The organism is Pseudomonas sp. BT76 TE3572 (genome assembly GCF_050435365.1).
GTDB classification, from domain to species: domain Bacteria; phylum Pseudomonadota; class Gammaproteobacteria; order Pseudomonadales; family Pseudomonadaceae; genus Aquipseudomonas; species Aquipseudomonas fluorescens_W.
In genome coordinates this window covers 1,533,006-1,555,573 of sequence record NZ_JBNDKE010000001.1, presented here as the reverse complement: position 1 = coordinate 1,555,573, position 22,568 = coordinate 1,533,006, and the positions used below count along the sequence as shown (strand labels likewise).

Annotated in this window: 22 protein-coding genes; 13 read left to right on the top strand and 9 right to left on the bottom strand. The window is 61.2% G+C overall.

Going from position 1 to position 22,568, the window contains the following annotated elements; genetic code table 11:
* Nucleotides 1-36: 36 nt before the first annotated feature.
* From ABH912_RS06950 to ABH912_RS06930, 5 genes are all read right to left on the bottom strand, one after another.
* A complete protein-coding gene (locus ABH912_RS06950) occupies nucleotides 37-594 on the bottom strand; it encodes a PQQ-dependent catabolism-associated CXXCW motif protein (RefSeq protein ID WP_033054520.1) in 558 nt (185 codons plus the stop codon).
* A gap of 138 nt (nucleotides 595-732) precedes the next feature.
* A complete protein-coding gene (locus ABH912_RS06945; RefSeq protein ID WP_429510182.1) occupies nucleotides 733-1,524 on the bottom strand; it encodes an ABC transporter permease in 792 nt (263 codons plus the stop codon).
* Nucleotides 1,521-2,252, bottom strand: a complete 732-nt coding sequence (locus tag ABH912_RS06940; RefSeq protein WP_429510181.1) for an ABC transporter ATP-binding protein — start codon at nucleotides 2,250-2,252, stop codon at nucleotides 1,521-1,523. The genes ABH912_RS06945 and ABH912_RS06940 overlap by 4 nt, the downstream gene beginning before the upstream one ends.
* Nucleotides 2,249-3,208 carry a YVTN family beta-propeller repeat protein gene (locus ABH912_RS06935; RefSeq protein WP_033054524.1) on the bottom strand — a complete coding sequence of 320 codons (960 nt, stop codon included), beginning with the start codon at nucleotides 3,206-3,208 and terminating at the stop codon, nucleotides 2,249-2,251. The genes ABH912_RS06940 and ABH912_RS06935 overlap by 4 nt, the downstream gene beginning before the upstream one ends.
* 39 nt (nucleotides 3,209-3,247) lie before the next feature.
* Complete coding sequence (locus tag ABH912_RS06930) at nucleotides 3,248-4,432, bottom strand: ABC transporter substrate-binding protein (RefSeq protein WP_033054525.1); 1,185 nt, start codon at nucleotides 4,430-4,432, stop codon at nucleotides 3,248-3,250.
* Between the two features lie 252 nt (nucleotides 4,433-4,684).
* On the opposite strand from ABH912_RS06930, the gene pedF reads away from it, so the two are divergent.
* The 13 genes from pedF to ABH912_RS06865 all read left to right on the top strand — a co-directional run bounded on the left by pedF (nucleotide 4,685) and on the right by ABH912_RS06865 (nucleotide 18,122).
* Nucleotides 4,685-5,146, top strand: a complete 462-nt coding sequence (gene pedF / locus ABH912_RS06925; RefSeq protein WP_033054527.1) for a cytochrome c-550 PedF — start codon at nucleotides 4,685-4,687, stop codon at nucleotides 5,144-5,146.
* Between the two features lie 3 nt (nucleotides 5,147-5,149).
* A complete protein-coding gene (locus ABH912_RS06920) occupies nucleotides 5,150-6,025 on the top strand; it encodes a substrate-binding periplasmic protein (RefSeq protein WP_033054528.1) in 876 nt (291 codons plus the stop codon).
* Nucleotides 6,025-6,786 (top strand): quinoprotein dehydrogenase-associated SoxYZ-like carrier, encoded by a 762-nt coding sequence (locus tag ABH912_RS06915; RefSeq protein ID WP_429510180.1) that lies wholly within the window; start codon nucleotides 6,025-6,027, stop codon nucleotides 6,784-6,786. The genes ABH912_RS06920 and ABH912_RS06915 overlap by 1 nt, the downstream gene beginning before the upstream one ends.
* A 16-nt stretch (nucleotides 6,787-6,802) precedes the next feature.
* A complete protein-coding gene (locus tag ABH912_RS06910; RefSeq protein ID WP_429510179.1) occupies nucleotides 6,803-7,741 on the top strand; it encodes a quinoprotein relay system zinc metallohydrolase 1 in 939 nt (312 codons plus the stop codon).
* Nucleotides 7,742-8,056: 315 nt separating this feature from the next.
* Complete coding sequence (locus ABH912_RS06905) at nucleotides 8,057-9,835, top strand: PQQ-dependent methanol/ethanol family dehydrogenase (protein WP_033054532.1); 1,779 nt, start codon at nucleotides 8,057-8,059, stop codon at nucleotides 9,833-9,835.
* Nucleotides 9,836-10,099: 264 nt separating this feature from the next.
* Nucleotides 10,100-11,620 (top strand): acetaldehyde dehydrogenase ExaC, encoded by a 1,521-nt coding sequence (gene exaC / locus ABH912_RS06900; protein WP_095128184.1) that lies wholly within the window; start codon nucleotides 10,100-10,102, stop codon nucleotides 11,618-11,620.
* A gap of 224 nt (nucleotides 11,621-11,844) precedes the next feature.
* A complete protein-coding gene (gene pqqA, locus ABH912_RS06895; RefSeq protein ID WP_003253598.1) occupies nucleotides 11,845-11,916 on the top strand; it encodes a pyrroloquinoline quinone precursor peptide PqqA in 72 nt (23 codons plus the stop codon).
* 55 nt (nucleotides 11,917-11,971) lie between these two features.
* A complete protein-coding gene (pqqB, locus tag ABH912_RS06890; protein WP_429510178.1) occupies nucleotides 11,972-12,886 on the top strand; it encodes a pyrroloquinoline quinone biosynthesis protein PqqB in 915 nt (304 codons plus the stop codon).
* Between the two features lie 129 nt (nucleotides 12,887-13,015).
* On the top strand, nucleotides 13,016-13,768 hold the full coding sequence (pqqC, locus tag ABH912_RS06885) for a pyrroloquinoline-quinone synthase PqqC (protein WP_429510177.1): 753 nt from the start codon (nucleotides 13,016-13,018) through the stop codon (nucleotides 13,766-13,768).
* Nucleotides 13,765-14,037 (top strand): pyrroloquinoline quinone biosynthesis peptide chaperone PqqD, encoded by a 273-nt coding sequence (pqqD, locus tag ABH912_RS06880; protein ID WP_033054537.1) that lies wholly within the window; start codon nucleotides 13,765-13,767, stop codon nucleotides 14,035-14,037. Before pqqC ends, pqqD begins: the two co-directional genes overlap by 4 nt.
* The gene (gene pqqE / locus ABH912_RS06875; protein WP_429510176.1) at nucleotides 14,015-15,157 is read left to right on the top strand and encodes a pyrroloquinoline quinone biosynthesis protein PqqE; all 1,143 of its coding nucleotides are present in this window, start codon (nucleotides 14,015-14,017) and stop codon (nucleotides 15,155-15,157) included. The genes pqqD and pqqE overlap by 23 nt, the downstream gene beginning before the upstream one ends.
* Before the next feature lie 90 nt (nucleotides 15,158-15,247).
* Nucleotides 15,248-16,411 carry an alcohol dehydrogenase-like regulatory protein ErcA gene (ercA, locus tag ABH912_RS06870; protein WP_033054541.1) on the top strand — a complete coding sequence of 388 codons (1,164 nt, stop codon included), beginning with the start codon at nucleotides 15,248-15,250 and terminating at the stop codon, nucleotides 16,409-16,411.
* Nucleotides 16,395-18,122 (top strand): hybrid sensor histidine kinase/response regulator, encoded by a 1,728-nt coding sequence (locus ABH912_RS06865; RefSeq protein WP_429510175.1) that lies wholly within the window; start codon nucleotides 16,395-16,397, stop codon nucleotides 18,120-18,122. Before ercA ends, ABH912_RS06865 begins: the two co-directional genes overlap by 17 nt.
* Here ABH912_RS06865 and ABH912_RS06860 read toward each other — a convergent pair.
* From ABH912_RS06860 to ABH912_RS06845, 4 genes are all read right to left on the bottom strand, one after another.
* Complete coding sequence (locus ABH912_RS06860; RefSeq protein ID WP_429510174.1) at nucleotides 18,107-18,982, bottom strand: aldose 1-epimerase; 876 nt, start codon at nucleotides 18,980-18,982, stop codon at nucleotides 18,107-18,109. The two genes, ABH912_RS06865 and ABH912_RS06860, sit on opposite strands and share 16 nt — an antisense overlap.
* Nucleotides 18,983-19,164: 182 nt before the next feature.
* The gene (locus tag ABH912_RS06855) at nucleotides 19,165-20,052 is read right to left on the bottom strand and encodes an SMP-30/gluconolactonase/LRE family protein (RefSeq protein ID WP_429510173.1); all 888 of its coding nucleotides are present in this window, start codon (nucleotides 20,050-20,052) and stop codon (nucleotides 19,165-19,167) included.
* 34 nt (nucleotides 20,053-20,086) lie between these two features.
* Nucleotides 20,087-20,911 carry an NAD-dependent epimerase/dehydratase family protein gene (locus ABH912_RS06850; RefSeq protein ID WP_429510172.1) on the bottom strand — a complete coding sequence of 275 codons (825 nt, stop codon included), beginning with the start codon at nucleotides 20,909-20,911 and terminating at the stop codon, nucleotides 20,087-20,089.
* Between the two features lie 276 nt (nucleotides 20,912-21,187).
* Nucleotides 21,188-22,486: an OprD family porin gene (locus ABH912_RS06845; protein WP_429510171.1), complete on the bottom strand. Its 1,299-nt coding sequence runs from the start codon at nucleotides 22,484-22,486 to the stop codon at nucleotides 21,188-21,190.
* Nucleotides 22,487-22,568: the final 82 nt, after the last annotated feature.

The following is a 22,568-nucleotide window of genomic DNA, read 5'->3' as shown; positions in this document are numbered from 1 at the left end:
TGATTAGGGTGTGGCAACAACACGCACGCGTAAAGGTCAGGGAAAGGGCTCGGGCTGAGCCGGCGTCACGGGCAGATTGGCTGCCTGCCAGGCGTCCAGGCCGTCGCGATACCAATACAGCGTCTTATAGCCCATGGCGGCGGCGCGCTTCACGGCGTTCCAGCTCAGCCAGCAATCGGAGCGGCAGTAGAAGACCAGCGGTTGCGCGAGATCACCTTCGGTCAATGTGTTTAGCTTACGCGCAAAATAGTCCTGCCAGTCGGGCGTCAGGTCACCGTCGCCGGTATTGGCCAGCCAATGGCTGCCGGGGAGGTTCTCGTGGGGCTGGTCCTCGATGAAACGTCCTTGCAACCACTGGCGGCGGTAGACGTCGATCAGCACCGGACGCGGTGTTTGGGTCAGCAGGGTTTGCAGGGCCGCGGTATCGATGATGCCGGCGCCCTGTACTTGATTCGGGGTCGGACTGCGGTACAGACCGATGCGATAGCCGTCAGCGGAGAACAGCGGGGTTTCGGCCTGCGCGACACCCAGCAACAGGCTCAGCGATAGCGCAGCGAGAGAAGGGCGCAGCAGACGACGTCGGGCACGCGGCATGGGGTTCAATCCTTATAGTTATGAACCTATTACATGCCAGTCTCGGTGCGATTGGAATGCGACGATAGACAGGAAAACCAGTACTAAAGTAGTAATTTCACCCCGTTCAACACAAGTCCCACAGGGGGATTTGTGTTGTCAGTTGGTTTTGCGCAGGGCGGCGTGTTGCGGGTTGAAGGTGAATACGGCGAGCAGGGCGAACACCAGCGTCAGCCCCACGCACACCGCCAGCGCCAACGGATTGAAGCGTTCATACAAGGCAAACCGCACCAGTTCCACCGCATGGGTGAACGGGTTCAAGGCGCACAACCAGTACAGCCACTCGCTGGACTCGCGCATTTTCCACAGCGGATACAGCGCCGACGACAGGAAAAACAGCGGGAAGATCACGAAATTCATCACCCCGGCAAAGTTCTCCAGCTGACGGATCGCGTTCGACAGCAACAAACCCAGCGCGCTGAGCATCAACGCCACCAGCAGCAACGCCGGGAACGCGATCAACAGCCCCATGGCCGGTGGTTGCACGCCGTACACCCAGGCAATCGCCAGAAAGGCGTACACCTGCATCAGCGAGATCAGCGAGGTGGCCAACAGTTTGCTGCACAGCAGGAAGGTCCGGGGCAGGGGGCTGGTCAGCAGCACGCGCATGCTGCCCATTTCCCGGTCGTAGACCATCGACAGCGAACCTTGCATGCCGTTGAACAGCAGGATCATGCAGGCCAGCCCGGGGATGATGTAAACCTCATACGGAATGTAGGTGTCGTAGGGCTCGATGATCGCGATCCCGAGTGCCGCGCGAAAACCGGCGGCGAACACCAGCAGCCACAACAATGGCCGCACCAGCGCACTGAGAAACCGCGTGCGCTGCAACACAAAACGCAGCCATTCACGCAGCACGATGCCGCTGAAACATTGCCAGTAGGCATTCATTGGGCGGCTCCTAAAGTGGTCAGTCGAGTGAAGGCCGAACCCAGGTCGCCGCCGTGCTCCAGACTCAGGGCGTCGGCTTGTCCGCTGGCGACCAGCCGGCCCTGATGCAGGATTAACAAGTCGTCGCTGGGCTGCACTTCATCCAGCAAATGGGTGGTCCAGAGCACGCTGATGTTCTGCTCGCGGCACAAACTGCGAATGTGCTGATTGAGCGCCAGCCGACTGGCCGGGTCGAGGCCGACGCTGGCTTCGTCGAGCAGCAGCAGGCGCGGCTCATGCAGCAGCGCGCGGGCGATTTCAACTCGACGACGGTGGCCACCATTGAGTTCGCGGACCCGCTCGCGACGGCGTTCGGTCAAGGCTTGGCGTGCCAGTTCGGCGTCGACCCGCAGGCCGGTTTGACGTCGGGACATCCCATGGAGTGCAGCGTGATAACGCAGGTTTTGCTCGACACTGAGGTCCAGGTCCAGCGTGCTTTGCTGAAACACCACACCCAATTGCTTGAGCGCCGGACGCGCCGCGTTGCGCAACGAACAGCCGCCGACGCGGATGTCACCGCGCTGCAAATCGTAGAGCCGGGTGAGCAGGGCAATCAGCGTCGATTTGCCTGCGCCGTTCGGCCCCAGCAGCGCCGCAAACCGGCCGGGCGCGAGGCTGAAACTCACCTGGCGCAATGCCTCTTTCGCACCATAAGCGAAACTCAGCTCGCTGACTTCGAGTGCGTTCATGGCGTCACCACCACGCCCCACGGATAGCGCCCGACCTTGATCGATTGGGTGACCTTGAGGCTGTCGACATCAATCACCGACACGTCGCCGCTGACACCGTTGGTGGCCAGTAATTGCTTTTGATCCGGAGTAAACGACATCTGCCAGACACGCCGGCCGACCAGCAGGTAATCAAGAATCTCAAAGGTCTTGGCGTCGATCACCGCCACATGATTGGCGGGGCCGAGCGCGACGAAACCGTACTTGCCGTCGGCGCTGAGCTTGATGCCGACCGGTTGGACTTTATCCGGGTGCACGCCCTTGATCTGGAAGGTCAGGGTCTTGAGGGTCTTGCGGGTCGCGACGTCGAGAATGGTCACCGTGCCGCCGATTTCCGCCGAGGCCCAGAGCTTGGAGCCATCCGGCGTGAACTCGACGAAGCGCGGCCGCTGATCCACCAGGGTGCTGTCGGCCAGGGTCTGGGTGCTGGTGTCGATCCAGTGCAGCATGTTGGTGGTTTCACTGGTGTTTACCGCCCACTTGCCGTCGGGGCTGACGGCCATGCCTTCGGGTTCGACGCCGACGTTGATCTGGCTCAGCACCTTGGAGGTTTCGGTGTCGATCACTGTCACCAGCGCATCGTCTTCGTTGGAAACGTACAACCAGCGATTATTCGGGTGCAGGGCGAACTGCTCTGGATCCTTGCCCGAGGGCAGTTCCTTGATGATCTTGCGCGTAGCCACGTCCATCACCTGGACCCGGTCCGAGTCGCTGGCGCAGATGTACAGCAGCTTATTGTCGTGGGACAGCAGCAGACCGCGCGGGCGCTGGCCGACGGGCAGGGTGTCGGTGACTTGCAGGGTCTGCAGGTCGATCAGGCTCAGGCTGTTGTCTTTTTCGTTGGAGACCCAAGCGGTGCTGGCCGCGGCCTGTCCGGCGGCGAGCAGCAGGGCGCAAGAGAGCAGGGTGCGGCGCATGGCGGATTCCTTTTTTTTTTCATTGTTGTGGAAGTTGAATCAGGGAAAGCGGCAACTGACCTCGGGCTTGTCGTAGCCGAGGCTGTCCATTTCGTTGAAGGGGTGCAGGAAGCCGTCTTGCGGCGACGTGCTGACCAGCGCCCGGGGCTGCACGATGGGGATCGGCTGGCGCAACTGGCCGTTCCACGGCCGATAACTGAGCTTGCGCCCCTTGAAACCGTCCAGCGGCAATTGATCGCTGATCTCAAGCGTACGGATCGCCCTCGCATCGACCTGACGCAACTTGCTCACCGCACTGGCGATGCTGCGCACGGCGATCCAGGCCGCAAAATCGCGGTCATTCATCCAACGCCCGGTCAGGGCTTCGAAGCGTTTCTGCAACTGGGCGGCGCCGTAGGTTTCCACGGTTTTGTGCCAACCCACCGGGGTCAGGCCCTGAGTGCCGGCGACCGGCCGTGGGTACCAGGTCTGGTAGGGCACGTATTCGCCGAAATCACCGCGTTCATCCGCCACCAGCACCACGTCGTACTCGGCGGTCTGGGTGAACAGCGGCATGTCGGCCTGGGCGCTGCGGCGCTGATCGTTGTCGAAACTCCAGGCTTTTTCCGCGACCAGTTTCAGGCCGAAGCGTTTGGCGGCGCGGCGCAGGGCGGCGGCATAGGCTTGATCGTCCGGGGTCGGGCCGACGATCAGCAGCGCCCGTTGCCATTTGCGCACCACCAGAAATTGCGCCAGCGCATCGGCGAGCATCGCCCGACTCGGCAGGCTGTGCAGCACGTTCGGCAGGCAGTCGGTGGTGCGCAGGCTGTCGTCGGGGCTGCCGGTGTTGAACAGCAAACTGTCGGGTAGCACGGCGCTGAGCCGGCGCAGGCTGGCGGCCGGTGCGTTGACGACAAACAGGCGCAGACCTTGTTCATGCTGAGCCTTGGCCGCTTCGACCAAGGCATCGGGATTGTCGACGGTGGCGCTGACCAGGCTGTAGCTCTGGTTGAGGAAACGTCCTGTGCTGTTGCTGTCAGTGATCGCCAGTTCGGCGCCACGCAACCCGGCATCGACCGGCTCGGGAATGACGTTCGACAGCAACGGTCCCGGGTCGGGGCGATAGCCCAGGTAGCCGATCTGCACCTGCAACGGCGCGTCCGCGGCCTGGCTCTGGGTCGCCAGCCCGGCGGCGCAGGCAATCGCCAACAGGTAGATCAGGGCGTAAGGGGCAAGCTGGCGCATAAGGCACTCCATTACAGGTAGCGCCAGCATAGGAATGCTGTGAGGCAGAAGGAAATATGCAGAAAGTACCAGTGAGCCAGTACCAAGGTAGTAAAGGCGTCGGAAGCGTACCCGGATGCACGCCACACGCCCTACTACCAAGGGACTAGACCGCGCCCACCAAAGCAGCATGGGGCTTGTGCGAAGCCCTTCCTAAGATGGGTGCCATAGCCTCTTCAAAGAGGTTTTGCGTGCAATCAAGAGGGCATAACAATGAAAACAAAACGCAACGCCTTACTCGTTGCCGGACTGCTGGCCGGTTTTATCAGCGCAGGTTCCGTCTGGGCCCACGGCAATGTGGTTCCCCAGGCTGTCGCCACCCCGGGCCTGACCCCGATCAAGGACGCTGGCGTACCGGTGGATGCCGATGGTTGGGCATCGGTGAACCCTTACCGCACCTCCCCGGAACACGATAAGGCCCTGGAAATCGGCTCTTCGGCGTACAACCAGAACTGTGCGGCCTGTCATGGCCTGGAAGCCAAATCCGGCGGCATCGCCCCTGATTTGCGCATGCTCGATGTCGCTGATGCCGGTGATGAGTGGTTCGTCGAACGCGTGCGCCATGGCGCCGTGCGTGACGGCCGGGTCTACATGCCGAAGATGGCCGACTACCTGAGCCAGGAAGCCTTGTGGGCGGTACGCACTTATCTGGACAGCGTTCACGTCGAGGAGTAACCCATGCGCCTGCTCGCTGTGTTGATCAGTGCTGTGTTGCTGTGCTGCCAGGCAGTGCAGGCGCAGGTTCGTACCTATGACGAAATGATCGCCGCCGGGGAGCTGAAAGTAGCGGTCTACAAGGACTTCGCCCCCTACAGTTTCGAGGACGCCGGCCAGGCCCGTGGCGTTGATGTCGAGCTCGCCGAAGCGCTGGCCAAGGCCCTCGGCGTACGCCTGACGTTGATTTGGGCGCCGGCCGGCGAGAAGCTCGATGACGATCTGCGCGATTACATCTGGCGTGCCAGTCAGTTGCATGATCTGCAACTGGCCGACCTGATGATGCGCGTGCCGTATGACCGCGATTACGCGCAAAAACGCAATGAACTGGGCGAGCTGGAAAACGGCCATGTAGTGATGTTCGGTCCGTACCAGAACGAACAATGGCAGGTCGCCTATGACCGCCGCCGGCTGGACAAGGTGGGCAGCGTCGCCGTGTTCGAGCACCACCCGATCGGCGTCGAAGTTGACAGCGTGCCGTCGTTCTACCTGACCTCGGTGTTCAACGGCATGCTTGCCGGCAAAACCCACCACTACCCCGGCGTGCCCCAGGCTTTCGCGGCCATGAAGGCCGGTGAAGTTGACGCCGTCATGGCCATGCGCGGCGAGATCGACTGGCAAGTGCATGAAGCGGCGGACCCGCAAGTGGCGCTGGCGGAAAACGCCTACCCGAACATGGGCAAGCAACTTTGGGAGATCGGCATGGCGGTGCACGAAAGCAACCGGCAACTGGCCTATGCCGTGGAAGAGGCATTGGAAGCCTTGATCCGCGAGGGCGCGGTCAAAACCATTTATGGCCATTACGGCCTGCGCTATGACGTGCCCGAGATGTATCAATAGTGAACTGGCGAGCGAGTTGCCTGTTGGCCTGTTGGTTACCCATCGCCGCGCACGCGGTAGACATCGAGCCGGGCAAAGACCCGGTGCCCTCGGTGATGTGGGCCTTCTATCACAAGCAAATGCTCGGCGATGCGCCGTTCGTGTTCGACGAGCGGGTCAAGCTGCTGGCGCCACCGTTCGCCGAAGATGCCCGGCAGGTGCCATTGGAAATCGATGCGCGAGCGTTCAAGGGCGAGGTGGTGAAAATCCTCGCCTGGGCCGAGCTCAACCCTTTGCCGAAAATTGTCGATTTCCAGCCGCTGGACCGCGTGCTGCCCTGGCTGTCGATCCGCATCCGTATCGAACAGGCCACGCCGTTGCGTGCGGCGGTACTGACTCGCGATGGGGTCTGGCATGTCGGCTCGACGCTGATCGATGCGGCGGGCGGCGGTTGCACGGCGCCGAGTGTGGTGCGCACTCAGCCGGGATGGGAAGAGCACATCGGCGAAGTGCTGGGCGGTCGTTATCCCCGGGGCGAATTCAGCCGTGTGCGCTTGCAGGTGGCGCATCCGATGGACAACGGCATGGTCAGCGGCATCCCGGAATTCTTCATCAACCATGCCGAACTGCGGGATCAGAACGATCAACTGCTGGCCCGTCTGGAGCTGTTTCCCGCCGTCAGTGAAAACCCCAACCTGGCCTTCGATATCGAAGGGGCAGGGCAGACGCGCCTGATGCTGCGCGACAACAGCGGCAATCAATTCGATGCGGCCATACCCTGACCCAAAGGAGCGCGTGATGCGCTGGATGCTGCTGTTGTTTATCGGTTTGAGCCTGCCGGCCTTGGCGGATCTTGAATACATACTCAAACCCCGGCAGATCGCCGAAGACACCTGGCTGCTGGAAGGCAGCACCGACAATTTTGCCAAGGCCAATGGCGGCAACATCGTCAATACCGCGTTCATCGTTACCGAGCAGGGTGTGGTGGTGATCGACACCGGGCCGTCGAAACGCTACGGCGAAGCGATGCGCAAGGCGATTGCCTCGATCACCGACAAACCGGTGATCGAGGTGTTGCTGACCCATCATCATCCTGATCATGTGCTCGGCAACCAGGCCTTCAGTGACGTGCCGATCGGCGCATTGGCCGGCACCACCGAGCTGTTGCATCAGCAGGGCGATGCCATGGCCGAGAACATGTACCGCCTGGTGGGCGACTGGATGCGCGGCACCGAAGTGGTGTTGCCGACCGAGGCGCTGACGCCTGGCGTGCGAAGTTTTGGGGATCACGATCTGCGTCTGCTGGGCCTGGGTGGGCACACGGGCGCGGATCTGGCTATTCTCGACCAGAAAACCGGCGTGTTGTTTGCCGGGGATCTGGTGTTTTACCAACGGGCGCTGACCACGCCCAACAGTCCGGGGCTGTCGGTGTGGCTGGCGGACATCGCCACCCTTCAAGGCCTGCCGTGGACGCTGATCGTCCCCGGTCACGGCCCCGTGGCCAGCGATCAACTGCCGTTCGAGCAAATGCGTGACTACCTTAGCTGGCTCGATCAGCTCATGCGCGACGGCGCCGCCAATGGCAGCGACATGGCCGAGATGATCCGCAGCCCCATTCCCGAGCGTTTCGCCGAGATCACTCTGAGCCGCTACGAGCTGATCCGCAGCGTCAGCCATCTGTATCCGCGTTACGAACGCGGCCAAATGACCCGAGTCGATTCCGCCGCGAACCAGTGACCTAGCGGCGACACAACCCCCTGTAGCAGCTGGCGAAGCCTGCGTTCGGCTGCGCAGCAGTCGTAAATCCGGTTTGCACGGTTTTCCTGATGCACCGCGAGCGCTGATTTTACGACTGCTACGCAGCCGAACGCAGGCTCCGCCAGCTGCTACAGGTCGAGGTGAGTCCTAACTCGTTGGCATCATCCGACCCGGTACTAAGGAACTAGCAAACTCAGCACTGCGGGCAATTGTTCCAAGGGCGGCGGCGCCCAAGAATCTGCACCAGACCGGGAAAATTTCCCGGGTATAACAAAAACTGCAGAGGTAGCCGTCATGACCCAACCCGCACGTCGCCAACCCTTCGTCTTGAGTGTGCTGCTCAGTGCCATGCTGTTGTCTGGCTCGGCATTGGCCGGCGTCACTGATAAAGACATCCTCCAGGACCCCAAGAACCCGGAGCAGGTCGTCACCAACGGTCTGGGCGTCCAGGGTCAACGCTACAGCCCGCTGGACACGCTCAACGTCAACAACGTGAAGGATTTGCGGCCGGTCTGGGCGTTCTCCTTCGGCGGTGAAAAACAACGCGGTCAGCAAGCACAGCCGATGATCAAGGACGGCGTGATGTACATGACCGGTTCTTACTCGCGGGTGTTTGCGGTGGACGCGCGCACCGGCAAGAAACTCTGGCAATACGATGCACGCCTGCCCGATGACATCCGCCCTTGCTGCGACGTGATCAACCGTGGTGTCGCGCTGTACGGCGACCTGGTGATCTTCGGCACCCTCGACGCCAAGCTCGTGGCCCTGAACAAGGACACCGGCAAGGTCGTCTGGAGCAAGAAAGTCGCCGACCACAAGGAAGGCTATTCCATCAGCGCCGCGCCGTTGGTGATCAACGGCAAACTGATCACCGGTGTCGCCGGTGGCGAGTTCGGGGTGGTTGGCAAAATCGAAGCCTACGACCCGAAAAACGGCGACCTGCTGTGGACCCGTCCAACCGTCGAAGGCCACATGGGTTACACCTACAAGGACGGCAAAGCGATAGAGAACGGTATCTCCGGCGGTGAAGCCGGCAAGACCTGGCCCGGCGATCTCTGGAAAACCGGCGGCGCCGCCCCTTGGCTAGGCGGTTACTACGACCCTGAAACCAATCTGCTGCTGTTCGGTACCGGCAACCCGGCACCGTGGAACTCGCACCTGCGTCCTGGCGACAACCTCTATTCGTCGTCGCGTCTGGCGCTCAATCCGGATGACGGCACCATCAAATGGCACTTCCAGAGCACGCCTCACGATGGCTGGGACTATGACGGCGTAAACGAGCTGGTCTCGTTCAACTACACCGAAGGCGGCAAAGAGATCAAAGCCGCCGCGACCGCGGACCGTAACGGCTTTTTCTACGTGCTGGACCGCACCAACGGCAAATTCATTCGCGGCTTCCCGTTCGTGGACAAAATCACCTGGGCCACCGGCCTGGATAAAGACGGCCGGCCGATCTACAACGAAGCCAGCCGCCCAGGCGCGCCCGGCACTGAAGCCAAAGGCAGTTCGGTATTTGTAGCCCCGGCGTTCCTTGGCGCGAAAAACTGGATGCCGATGGCCTACAACAGGGACACCGGACTGTTCTACGTGCCGTCCAACGAGTGGGGCATGGACATCTGGAACGAAGGCATCGCCTACAAGAAAGGCGCGGCGTTCCTTGGTGCCGGTTTCACCATCAAGCCATTGAATGAAGATTACATCGGCGTGTTGCGCGCCATCGATCCGAAAACCGGCAAGGAAGTCTGGCGCCACAAGAACTTCGCGCCGTTGTGGGGCGGAGTGCTGACCACCAAGGGCAACCTGGTGTTCACCGGTACGCCGGAAGGTTTCCTGCAGGCGTTTAATGCCAAGACTGGCGAGAAAGTCTGGGAATTCCAGACCGGCTCCGGCGTACTCGGCTCGCCCATCACCTGGGAAATGGACGGCGAACAGTACGTCTCGGTTCTCTCCGGTTGGGGTGGCGCCGTACCGCTGTGGGGTGGCGAAGTGGCCAAGCGCATCAAGGACTTCAACCAGGGCGGCATGCTCTGGACCTTCAAGCTGCCGAAAGACCTTGTAGTGGCCAAACACTAACCCTGAGCTCACCGCTTAACCCCTGTAGGAGTGAGCCTGCTCGCGATAGCGGACTTCCAGTCAAAAGTGATGCTGACTGACACTCCGTCATCGCGAGCAGGCTCACTCCTACAGTGAGATTCGCCACAGATAGATTCGCGCAAACCTACTACCAAATAACGAGAGTCCTCCTGCCAACGGCGCATTCGTCTGACGCGCAGGGCTCTCTACTATCGGTTCATCGCCTGTTTGCCCGACAGGCATCGACCCAGACAGAGGCCCACCATGATCTACGCACAACCTGGTACACCTGGCGCCGTCGTTACGTTCAAACCGCGCTACGGCAATTTCATCGGCGGCGAGTTCGTCGCTCCGGTCAATGGTGAGTACTTCACCAACTCTTCGCCGGTCACCGGTGAAGTGATCGCCGAATTCCCTCGCTCCAGCGCCGCCGACATCGAAAAAGCCCTCGACGCAGCGCATGCCGCGGCTGATGCCTGGGGCAAGACCTCGGCGCAGGACCGCTCCCTGGTGCTGCTGAAAATCGCCGACCGCATCGAGCAGAACCTGGAAATCCTCGCTGTCACCGAAACCTGGGACAACGGCAAAGCCGTGCGCGAAACCCTCAACGCTGACGTGCCGCTGGCCGCTGACCATTTCCGTTACTTCGCCGGGTGCATCCGCGCTCAAGAGGGCGGTGCCGCCGAGATCAATGAGCTGACCACGGCTTATCACTTCCACGAGCCATTGGGCGTGGTCGGTCAGATCATCCCGTGGAACTTCCCGCTGCTGATGGCCGCCTGGAAACTCGCGCCGGCCCTGGCCGCCGGTAACTGCGTGGTACTCAAACCCGCCGAGCAGACGCCGCTGTCGATCATGGTCTTCGCTGAACTGATCGCCGATTTGCTGCCACCCGGCGTGCTGAACATCGTTCAGGGTTTCGGTCGCGAAGCCGGTGAGGCGCTGGCCACCAGCAAGCGCATCGCCAAGATTGCCTTCACCGGTTCCACCCCGATTGGCGCGCACATCATGAAATGCGCGGCCGAGAACATTATTCCGAGCACGGTCGAACTGGGCGGCAAGTCGCCGAACATCTTCTTCGAAGACATCATGCAAGCCGAGCCGCAGTTCATCGAGAAGGCCGCCGAAGGTCTGGTGCTGGCGTTCTTCAACCAGGGCGAAGTCTGCACCTGTCCATCGCGAGCGCTGGTGCAGGAGTCGATCTACGACGACTTCATGAAAGTGGTGATGAAGAAGATCGTCAAGATCAAGCGCGGCAACCCGCTGGACACCGAAACCATGGTCGGCGCCCAGGCGTCCGAGCAGCAATACGACAAGATCCTCTCGTACCTGAAAATCGCCCAGGAAGAGGGCGCCGAGCTGCTCACCGGCGGCGCAGCCGAGCGTCTTGAAGGCGACTTGTCGACGGGTTATTACATCCAGCCGACCCTGCTCAAGGGCCACAACAAAATGCGCGTGTTCCAGGAAGAAATCTTCGGCCCGGTGGTGGGTATCACCACCTTCAAGGACGAAGCCGAAGCCCTGGCCATTGCCAACGACAGCGAGTTCGGCCTCGGCGCCGGCCTGTGGACCCGCGACATCAACCGCGCCTACCGCATGGGCCGCGCGATCAAGGCCGGGCGTGTCTGGACCAACTGTTACCACCTGTACCCGGCCCACGCCGCGTTCGGTGGCTACAAGAAGTCCGGTGTCGGCCGTGAAAACCACAAGATGATGCTCGACCATTATCAGCAGACCAAAAACCTGCTGGTGAGCTACGACATCAATCCGATGGGGTTCTTCTGATTCGACACGAGACCGTGTAACGACCTTCGCGGGCAAGCCTCGCTCCTACAGGTTTATGTGATCTGTAGGAGCGAGGCTTGCCCGCGAATGGCCGTGTCTGACACTCCGCGACACCCCCTACCAATGCACGCCGCCACCTCGTTCGAAAGTAGCATTCGGGTGCCTGGCGCCCCGTGCATTAATGGCTTTACCGGAATCGTCCGGCATAAGAAGAGGATTGACCCATGTGGACTAAACCCGCGTTTACCGATCTGCGCATTGGCTTCGAAGTGACGATGTATTTCGCCAACCGCTGATTGTTCACCCGGCCAGCCGTCATGTTGGCCGGGCCTGCCTTCTGGAGCATTGCCCATGCACATTCGCGTTCTCGGTTCCGCCGCTGGCGGTGGTTTTCCGCAATGGAATTGCAACTGCCGCCAGTGCGCCGCGATGCGCAATGGCAGCCTGCGGGCCCAACGGCGCACCCAGTCCTCGATTGCCCTGAGCGACAACGGTGTGGATTGGGTGCTGTGCAATGCTTCACCGGACATTCGCGCGCAACTCGAGAGTTTCGCGCCGCTGCAACCGGCACGCCGGGTGCGTGATACCGCAATCGCTGGTGTCGTCCTGCTGGACAGCCAGATCGACCATTGCACCGGCCTGTTGAGCCTTCGCGAAGGTTGCCCGCACCAGGTCTGGTGCACCGAACGGGTCCATGAAGACCTGAGCAGCGGCTTCCCGTTGTTCACCATGCTCAAGCATTGGAACGGTGGGTTGCAGTGGCAGCCGGTCGGGCTCGACCGCGAGCCCTTCAGCATCCCGGCGTGCGCGCACCTGCGATTTCGCGCGATCCCCTTGGTCAGCAACGCACCGCCGTACTCGCCCAATCGCGGCAATCCGCAGCCGGGCGACACCATAGGCTTGTTTATCGAAGACCGGCGCAGCGGCGCTTCGCTGTTCTACGCGCCGGGCCTGGGACAGGTCGACGACGAGGTTCTGAGCTGGATGCAACGTGCCGATTGCCTGTTGCTGGACGGCACCTTGTGGCGCGACGACGAGATGCGCGTCTGCGAAGTCGGCCAGAACCTGGGCAGTGAAATGGGGCACCTGTCGCAAAGCGGCCCCGGCGGCATGCTCGACATCCTTGAAGGCTTCACCCGCCAGCGCAAGGTGCTGATCCACATCAACAACACCAACCCGATCCTCGATGAAGACTCGGCCGAGCGGGCGCTGCTGGATCGGCGCGGGATCGAAGTGGCCTATGACGGCATGAGTATTGAGCTGTAGCGGAGGGCCCCTTCGTCGGAACGCCGCCCGGAGCAAGCCCACTCCCACAGTCGATCGCATTCCCCTGTAGGAGCGAGCCTGCTCGCGATGAGGCCAGACCAGACACCGCAGATTCCCCGGAGAACCGCAATGACTGACACACCCATGTCCCCAGCCGAATTCGAAGCAGCCCTGCGCGCCAAAGGCGCGTATTACCACATCCACCATCCATTCCACCAAGCCATGTACGCCGGCCGATCAACCCGCAGGCAGATTCAAGGCTGGGTCGCCAATCGCTTCTACTATCAGGTGAACATCCCCCTGAAGGACGCGGCGATTCTCGCCAACTGCCCGGACCGCGACGTACGCCGGGAATGGTTGCAACGGATACTCGATCACGACGGTGCACCCGGCAGCGATGGCGGGATTGAAGCCTGGCTGCGGCTGGGCGAAGCGGTGGGGCTGGATCGCGAGCAAATCCTTTCGCAGGAATTGGTGCTGCCCGGTGTCCGTTTCGCCGTGGACGCCTACGTCAATTTCGCCCGTCGCGCCTGTTGGCAGGAAGCTGCCAGCAGTTCGCTGACCGAGTTGTTTGCGCCACAGATCCACCAATCCCGGCTCGATGCCTGGCCGACCCATTACCCGTGGATCGACGTCGGCGGTTACGACTATTTCCGTACTCGCCTGAGTCAGGCACGACGGGATGTCGAGCACGGCTTGCGCATCACCCTGGCGCACTACGTCACGGTCGAGGGCCAGCAGCGCATGCTGGAAATCCTGCAATTCAAGCTCGACGTGCTGTGGAGCATGCTCGACGCCATGAGCATGGCCTACGAGCTGGAGCGCCCGCCGTATCACAGCGTCACCACGGAGCAGGTCTGGCATCGGGGGATTGCCCTGTGAGCCTGATCAACCGCGAGCAATCACCGTCGCTGCGCCAGGGTTTTCGCCTGCAATGGGAACCCCGTCAGGACTGTCACGTGCTGCTGTACCCCGAAGGCATGATCAAACTCAACACCAGTGCCGGGCAGATCCTCGGTCTGGTGGACGGCCAGCGCAGTGTCGCGGCGATCATTGATCGACTGTCTGAGAGTTTCCCCGGCGTACCGGGGATCGATGAAGATGTGCTGGCGTTTCTGGAGGTGGCCCATGCTCAATTCTGGATCGAATGACTCGCGTCCGGGGCCGCCGCTGTGGCTGTTGGCGGAGTTGACCTATCGTTGCCCGCTGCAATGCCCGTATTGCTCCAATCCCCTGGACTTTGCCCAATCAGGCGAAGAGTTGAGCACCGAAGAATGGATCCGGGTGTTCCGCGAGGCCCGTGAGATGGGCGCCGCGCAACTGGGCTTTTCCGGCGGTGAGCCGTTGGTTCGCCAGGACCTGGCCGAACTGATCAAGGCTGCCCGGGACATGGGTTACTACACCAACCTGATCACCTCGGGCATCGGCCTGACCGAGCAGAAAGTGCGCGATTTCAAGGTCGCGGGGCTGGACCATATCCAGATCAGCTTCCAGGCCGCCGACGAAGCGGTGAACAACATGCTCGCCGGTTCGCGCAAGGCCTTCGCCCAGAAACTCGCGATGGCCCGGGCGGTAAAGGCCCAGGGCTACCCGATGGTGCTGAACTTCGTCACCCATCGGCACAACATCGACCAGATCGCGCAGATCATCGACTTGTGCCTGGAACTGGAAGCGGATTTCGTCGAATTGGCGACGTGCCAGTTTTACGGCTGGGCCGAGCTCAACCGGGTTGGCCTGTTGCCCACGCGCGAACAATTGCAGCGTGCCGAGCGCATCACCAACGAATACCGCGAGCGTCTTGAAGCGCAGGGTCACCCGTGCAAGCTGATCTTCGTCACCCCGGATTACTACGAAGAACGCCCCAAGACCTGCATGAACGGCTGGGCCAATCTGTTTCTCGACATCACCCCCGACGGCACGGCATTGCCTTGCCACAGCGCCCGCCAGTTGCCGGTGCAGTTTCCCAACGTGCGCGAGCACAGCATCGAGCACATCTGGACTGATTCTTTCGGTTTCAATCGCTTTCGTGGCGATGACTGGATGAAGGAGCCGTGCCGCTCCTGCGATGAAAAGCACAAGGACCTGGGCGGCTGCCGCTGCCAGGCATTCATGCTGACCGGCGATGCCGCCAACGCGGACCCGGTGTGCAGCAAATCCCCGCACCACGGTGTGATACTCAAGGCCCGCGAGGAAGCCGACGCACCGGGGCTGGGCATGGAACACCTGACGTTGCGTAACGAGAAAGCTTCGCGACTGATCTATCGCGGGTGAGCCCGGGGCTACCCATTGGTCTGATTGCATTCACCGCCGGATGCTTTAGTGTGGACATTACCTTCCAAAACAATAAAAACAGACTTTCCAATGAGCCAGAGTCTCAGCCAGCTGCGTAAATTCGTTTCGCCTGAAATCATCTTTGGTGCCGGCTGCCGGCACAACGTCGGCAATTGCGCCAAAACCTTTGGTGCGCGCAAGGTGCTGCTGGTCAGCGATCCCGGGGTGATTGCCGCCGGTTGGGTCGCCGATGTCGAGGCCAGCCTGCAAGCCCAGGGCATCGAGTACGTCCTGTACACGGCGGTCTCACCCAACCCGCGGGTCGAAGAAGTGATGCTCGGCGCCGACCTGTACCGGGAAAATCATTGCGATGTGATCGTGGCCGTCGGTGGCGGCAGCCCGATGGATTGCGGCAAAGGCATCGGCATAGTCGTCGCCCACGGGCGCAGCATCCTCGAATTCGAAGGCGTGGACACCATCCGCGTCCCCAGCCCGCCGCTGATCCTGATTCCGACCACCGCCGGGACCTCAGCCGATGTCTCGCAATTCGTGATCATCTCCAACCAGCAAGAACGCATGAAGTTCTCCATCGTCAGTAAGGCGGTGGTGCCGGACGTGTCGCTGATCGACCCGGAAACCACCCTGAGCATGGACCCGTTCCTGTCAGCCTGTACCGGCATCGATGCGTTGGTGCATGCCATCGAAGCGTTTGTTTCCACCGGTCACGGGCCGTTGACCGACCCCCATGCGCTGGAGGCGATGCGCCTGATCAACGGCAACCTGGTGCAGATGATCGCCAACCCGAACGACATCGCCCTGCGCGAGAAAATCATGCTCGGCAGCATGCAGGCCGGGCTGGCGTTCTCCAACGCGATCCTCGGCGCGGTGCACGCGATGTCCCACAGCCTCGGTGGCTTTCTCGACTTGCCTCATGGGCTGTGCAACGCGGTGCTGGTGGAGCACGTGGTGGCGTTCAACTACAGTTCCGCACCGGAGCGCTTCAAGGTGATCGCCGAGACCTTTGGCATCGATTGCCGTGGCTTGAATCACCGGCAGATTTGCGGGCGTCTGGTCGAACACCTGATCGCCCTGAAACACGCCATCGGCTTCCACGAAACCCTCGGATTGCACGGGGTGAGCACGGCGGACATTCCGTTCCTGTCGCAACACGCCATGCACGATCCGTGCATCCTGACCAACCCGCGCGAGTCCAGTCAGCGTGATGTCGAGGTCGTCTATGGCGAAGCCCTCTGACGAACAGCAACGGGCGCTGGCGGGGTTACTGGGATTAGGCAGCCACTCGGCGCGCAAGAGTCATTACCCGGAACTGGCCGCGCGCCTCGACGAGCTGGAAGCCGAGCGCAATCGCTACAAATGGCTGTTCGAAAACGCGGTCCACGGGATCTTTCAGGCAAGCCTCCTGGAAGGCATGCGCGCCGCCAATCCGGCACTGGCGCGGATGCTCGGCTATCAGGATCCTCAGGAAGTGCTGTTCTCGCTGGCGGATCTGGCGAGCAACCTGTTTGTCGGCGGCGCTCAAGAGCTGGAAAACATCGGTGAACTGCTCAAGCGCGAGCGCAGCCTGCTCGGCTACGAAACCCAATTGCGGCGCAAGGATGGCAGCAGCCTCGACGTTCTGATGAACCTGTTGCTCAAGCCCGATCAGGAAGGGCTGGTGGAGGGGTTTGTCGCCGACATCACCGAACGCAAACTCGCCCAGCAGCGCCTGCAGCAACTCAACGACGAACTGGAGCAGCGCGTCACCGCGCGCACCGACGAGTTGCTTGAGGCCAACCGTAACCTGCAACAGCAGATCACCCAGCGTAAACAGATTGCCCAGGCCTTGCGCGATGCCCGGGACGCCGCCGAGGCCGCCAATCGCAGCAAGGACAAATACCTCGCCGCCGCCAGCCATGACCTGCTGCAACCGCTGAATGCCGCGCGTTTGCTGATCTCCACCTTGCGCGAGCGCAAGCTGCCCGACGTCGAGCAAGTGCTGGTGGAGCGTACGCATCAGGCACTGGAAGGCGCGGAAGATTTGCTCACCGATTTGCTGGATATTTCCCGGCTCGATCAGGCGGCGGTCAAACCGGACATTGCGCTGTACCGCCTCGATGAATTGCTCGCGCCGCTGGTGTCGGAGTTCCAGTCAGTGGCGCAAGCCGCAGGGTTGAATCTGCGGGTGCACATGGGCGATTACGCCATCAGCACCGACTTGCGCCTGATGACGCGGATTCTGCGCAACTTCCTCAGCAACGCCTGCCGCTACACCGATGAGGGCAGCATCCTGCTGGGTGCCCGACGCCGGGGTGAAATGCTGCGTCTGGAAGTCTGGGACACCGGGCGCGGGATCGCGGCGGATCGACTGGATTCGATTTTCCTCGAGTTCAACCAACTGGATGTCGGACGCGCCGCCGACCGCAAGGGTGTGGGCCTTGGGCTGGCGATCGTTGAACGGATCGCCAAGATTCTCGGCTATAAAGTCGGGGTTCATTCGCTGCCGGGACGCGGTTCGATGTTCAGCATCGACGTGCCGATTTCCCATGAGGTTCCGCTACCGATCAGTCAGGCCGCGCCCCTGCCGGGCACCGGAAATCCATTACCGGGCCGGCGTTTGCTGGTGCTGGACAACGAAGTGAGCATCCTCGAAAGCATGAGCGCGCTGCTCGGGCAATGGGGTTGCGAAGTGGTCACGGCCACCGATGAATTCTCTGCACTGGCGGCCTTGCAGGGGCGACCACCGGAACTGATTCTGGCGGACTACCACCTCGATCACGGGGTGGTGGGTTGTGATGTGGTCCGGCATTTGCGCGAGCATTTCCACCGGGCGATTCCGGCGGTCATCATCACCGCTGACCGCACGGATCAATGTCGGCGCTCATTGCAGAAACTCGACGCACCGCTGCTGAACAAACCGGTGAAACCCGGGAAGTTGCGTGCGGTGCTGAGTCAGTTGCTGGGGTAGCGAAATTGCAGGCTGAAACCGAGCTCGGCTGACTCGCCTTGCTCCAGCAATCGCAACCCCGGTCGACCGGGCAGGTGATGCGCGTTGACCGGGTGGCTCACCGGTTCGATACAGAAAAAATCCAGGCCCACCGGGCAGTAGAGCAGGTAGTAATCGCTGCCGGTGGCCTGGCATTCCAGCTCATAGCCCAGCGCTGGCTGGCGTATCAGGCAGTGGCCATCCCATTCGCAGAAGCCGTTGTCGACCAATGTCTCAGGTAGCGCCTTGATCGACTGGAAATCCCATTCGGCCGGCAACGCACTGAGGTGTGTCGGCAGTTTGCTCCCGTCACACAACCAGACTTGCCGGGCTTGCGCCTGCAACTGGGTGCCCGTGGTACGCGGAAAGTAAGGGTGCAAACCCAACCCATGCCAGGCAGGACGTTCGGCCAGATGGGTGACCTTGAGATCAAGGCTCAGCTTGCCGTCGCTCAGATGGAATCGTTGCCGGGCGCGATAGGCGAAGGGCGTGGTGCTGTCGAGTTGCAGGATGACTTCATCGCGCGTCTGCGAAACCACCTGCCACGGCTGTTGCCAGGCGCTGCCGTGAATCGGCAGGGGATCGGTGAGGCTGTTGGGTGTCAGTGCCAGCCAGCCATCGGGGCATTCAAAGCCGCCTTCGGCAATGCGGTTTGACCACGGCGCCAAGGGAAAACCCCCGAGCTTGCCCGGCAGGCCGGTGTTCAGCGCGTGAGCATCGCTGTGGCGCAACAGCGGCAGCCCCGAGCCGCGAACGCTCCAGTTGACGATGCTGCCACCGAGTTGCGGGGCGAGGGTGAGGTGGGTGAATTCGTCTTCAAGGTTCAGCAACATTGGCGTCATTTCAATTGAACTCTGATGTAAGAACACCGCTGAGCCCTGTAGCAGCTGGCGAAGCCTGCGTTCGGCTGCGTAGCAGTCGTCAATCCGGTGAATGCGATTTTCCTGATACACCGCGCCGTATGGTTTTACGACTGCTGCGCAGCCGAACGCAGCCTTCGGCAGCTGCTACATGGGGACCGGGTTCATCCCTGGAACTGCGGTTCCGGCAAGCCTTGCACGCCCGGATTGAGGGCGAATACACCGCCCGCCAGCGACTGTTCGTCATGGTCGTCGCCAGGGCGGATCGAGGTCACGAACAGTGTGTCCAGACGACTGCCGCCGAAGGCGCACATGCTCGGTTTTTTCACCGGTACGGATAGGGAACGGTCCAGTCGGCCGTCGGGAGTGAAACGGTGAATCAGCCCGGCGTCATTGGCGCAAATCCAGTAGCAGCCTTCGGCATCGACCGCCGCCCCGTCGGGACGACCAGGGAACTGATGCATGTCGACAAACAGCCGCCGGTTGGACGGCGTGCCGCTGTCGGTGTCGTAATCAAAGGCCCAAATTTGCTGGACCAGGGGATGAGAGTCAGACAGGTACATCGTCCGGCCATCCGGGCTGAAACCCAGGCCGTTGGGCACGATAAACCCGCTGAGTTGCGCCTCGAGTGGCCCGCGTTGACCGGCGCTGTAGCGATACAGCGTGCCGTCGGCAGCGTTGGCGCCCATGTTCAGCACCATGCTGCCGGCCCAGAAACGCCCCTGACGATCGCAGCGCCCATCGTTCAGGCGCATATCTGTACGGGCGTGTTCGACCGGAGCCAGAAGGTTGCTGTCGAGGCTGCCATCGTTATGCGGGTGCAGATGAAAGAACCCGCTTTCCATCCCGGCCACCCAGCCGCCGTTGCTGTGACGTGCAATGCAGGCGAGCATCTGCGGCGCCGTCCAGGCATGGACATGGCCGGTTTCGGCGCTCCAGCGTTGGAGGCCTCCGACAGGAATATCAACCCAATACAGGGCGTTTTCCTCGGGGACCCAGACCGGGCATTCACCGACTGCGTTACGGGCATCGACAATCAATTCGGCTTGCATGGCAACCTCGGGGTTTTATCTGGAGTGAGGAAGGTCAGTCGCCGAACGGGCCAGACGCGACAAACGCGCCACCCTGGTAAACCATCGCCGGGTCATCCGCGGCCGGCATCGGTTGGGCTTCGATTTTTGCGCGGAACACTTCGGAGTTGTCCTGGGGCTTGTATCCCAGGCCGGCCGCGAAACGGTTATCCCACCAGACGTTCTTGTTATCGGACACGCCGTAGACCACGGTATGGCCAACGTTCGGCGCGTACAACGCGCATTCGAGCAGTTGGGTCAGGTCACCGAAGCTCAGCCAGGTGCTCATCATCCGGCGGTTTTGCGGTTCCGGGAACGAAGAGCCGATGCGCACGCTGACGGTCTCGATGCCATAGCGATCGAAGTAGAAACTGGCCATGTCTTCGCCGTAGGACTTGGACAAGCCGTAGTAGCTGTCCGGGCGGCGAGGGGAGTGGGCGTCGATGACTTCATCTTGCTTATAGAAGCCGATCACATGGTTGGAACTGGCGAAAATCACCCGCTTCACGCCATGGCGGCGAGCGGCTTCGTAGATGTGGAACACGCCGCAGATGTTGGCGCCGAGGATCTCTTCGAACGAGTGCTCCGTCGACACGCCACCGAAGTGCAGAATTGCGTCCACGCCTTCGACCAGTTGATGGACTGCTTGCTTGTCTGCCAGGTCGCAGGGCATGACTTCTTCACGGTCATCGATGGCCGGGGTGATGTCGGCGATGTCCGACAGGCGAATCACGTTGGCATAGGGGCGCAGGCTTTCGCGCAAGACTTTGCCAAGGCCACCGGCGGCACCGGTCAGGAGGAGACGATTGAAAGGAGCGCGGGCTTGAGTAGTGATGGTCATGGGAGTCCCTGAACAAGCAGTCATTGTTATTGAATTTGTTGTAGGTTGTCGTACGACTGGGGCGAAGTATCGTTAGGGTCTCAGGTCGTTGTCAACGCGTCATCGGTTGAATTTGACGGAGGGTCATTCCTGCATCCGCTGACACTGCGAAGCACTTTGTGGGAGCGAGCTTGCTCGCGATGGCTTTATGTCAAATACATTGATGTTGAATGTAACGCCGCCATCGCGAGCAAGCTCGCTCCCACAGGGCTCGTGTTGATCCCCCAGCCCCTCGGCTTACAACAACGAAATCGGGTAGTTGATGATAATGCGGTTTTCGTCGAATTCATTGGTGCTGAAGTCCTTGCGGATCGACGCGTTACGCCATTTGACGTTGAGGTTCTTCAGCACGCCGCTCTGTACGGTGTAAGCCAGTTCTGATTCGCGGCCCCATTCCTTGCCGTCGGTGATGGTGCCTGTGTGCACGTTATCGCCGCTGATGTAGCGGTTCATCATGGTCAGGCCGGGAATGCCGAGCGCTACAAAGTTGTAGTCGTGGCGTAGCTGCCAGGATCTTTCCTTGGCGTTGTCGTAGCTGGAGTTGTAGCTGTCGTTGGCCAAGGTGCCGCCGCTGGTACCGTTGACCCGCATCCAGACATCGTCGCCGGTGAGTTTTTGCAGGCCGACATAGAAGGTGTTGCCACCGTATTTGGCCGAGAGCATGGCGAACGCGGTTTTGTTATCGAGGTCGCCGGCCAGTGCGCTGCCGTCTTCCTTGCCGATGAAGTAACCAAGGTTGGCGCCGAGGGTCCAGTCGCCGATGGGCTGGCTGTGGCTCAGGTTGAAATACTGTTGCTGATAAATGTCGCTGAGTTGCGCGTACCAGACGCCGACCTGGGTGCGCTTTTCGTTGAACACATATTCACCGCCGCCAAAGTTGAAACGGTCCGAGGTGAAGGCCGCCGATTTGCCGTTCATGAACATGTCTTCCATGCTCGCATCGTTGCGCGGGCTGTTGGCGCGGAACTGGCCGCCATAGAGCGTCAGGCCACTGATCTCGGTGGATGTCACCTGACCACCACGGAAGGTTTGCGGCAGCGAGCGGCCGTCGTCGGAGCGCAGGATCGGCAACACCGGCATCCATTCGCCGACCTTCAATTCGGTTTTCGAGACTTTGCCTTTCAGCGCCACACCCAGGCGCCCGAAATTGTCGGCCGGGCGGCCGTCATCATGAATCGGCAGCAACGAGGTGCCGCCGGTGCCTTTGCCACCGTCGAGCTTTTCCGAGTACAGGCCCAGCACATCCATGCCGAAACCGACGGGGCCCTGGGTGAATCCGGATTTGGCGTCGAGGATGAAGCTTTGCGTCCACTCTTCAGCCTTGCCCTGCGGGTAGGCCGGGTTCGTGAAGTTGCGGTTGATGTAGAAGTTGCGCAGGTTCAGCGTGGCTTTGGCGTCATCGACGAAACCTTCGGCATGACTGGTCATGGGCAGGGCGAGGGCCAGGCTGCTGCAACCGATCAGGCTCAGGGCAGTACGGCGTGCGAAGGTTGGGCGAGGGGTGCAGACGGAGGAATTGCGGACGAGCTTGCTCACAGTGACGCTCCTGTGTTTCTTGTTGTTTTTATTTTTTGTTATACGTCGTCGTACAACGTCGGGGCGGATTATTTGCAAGTGT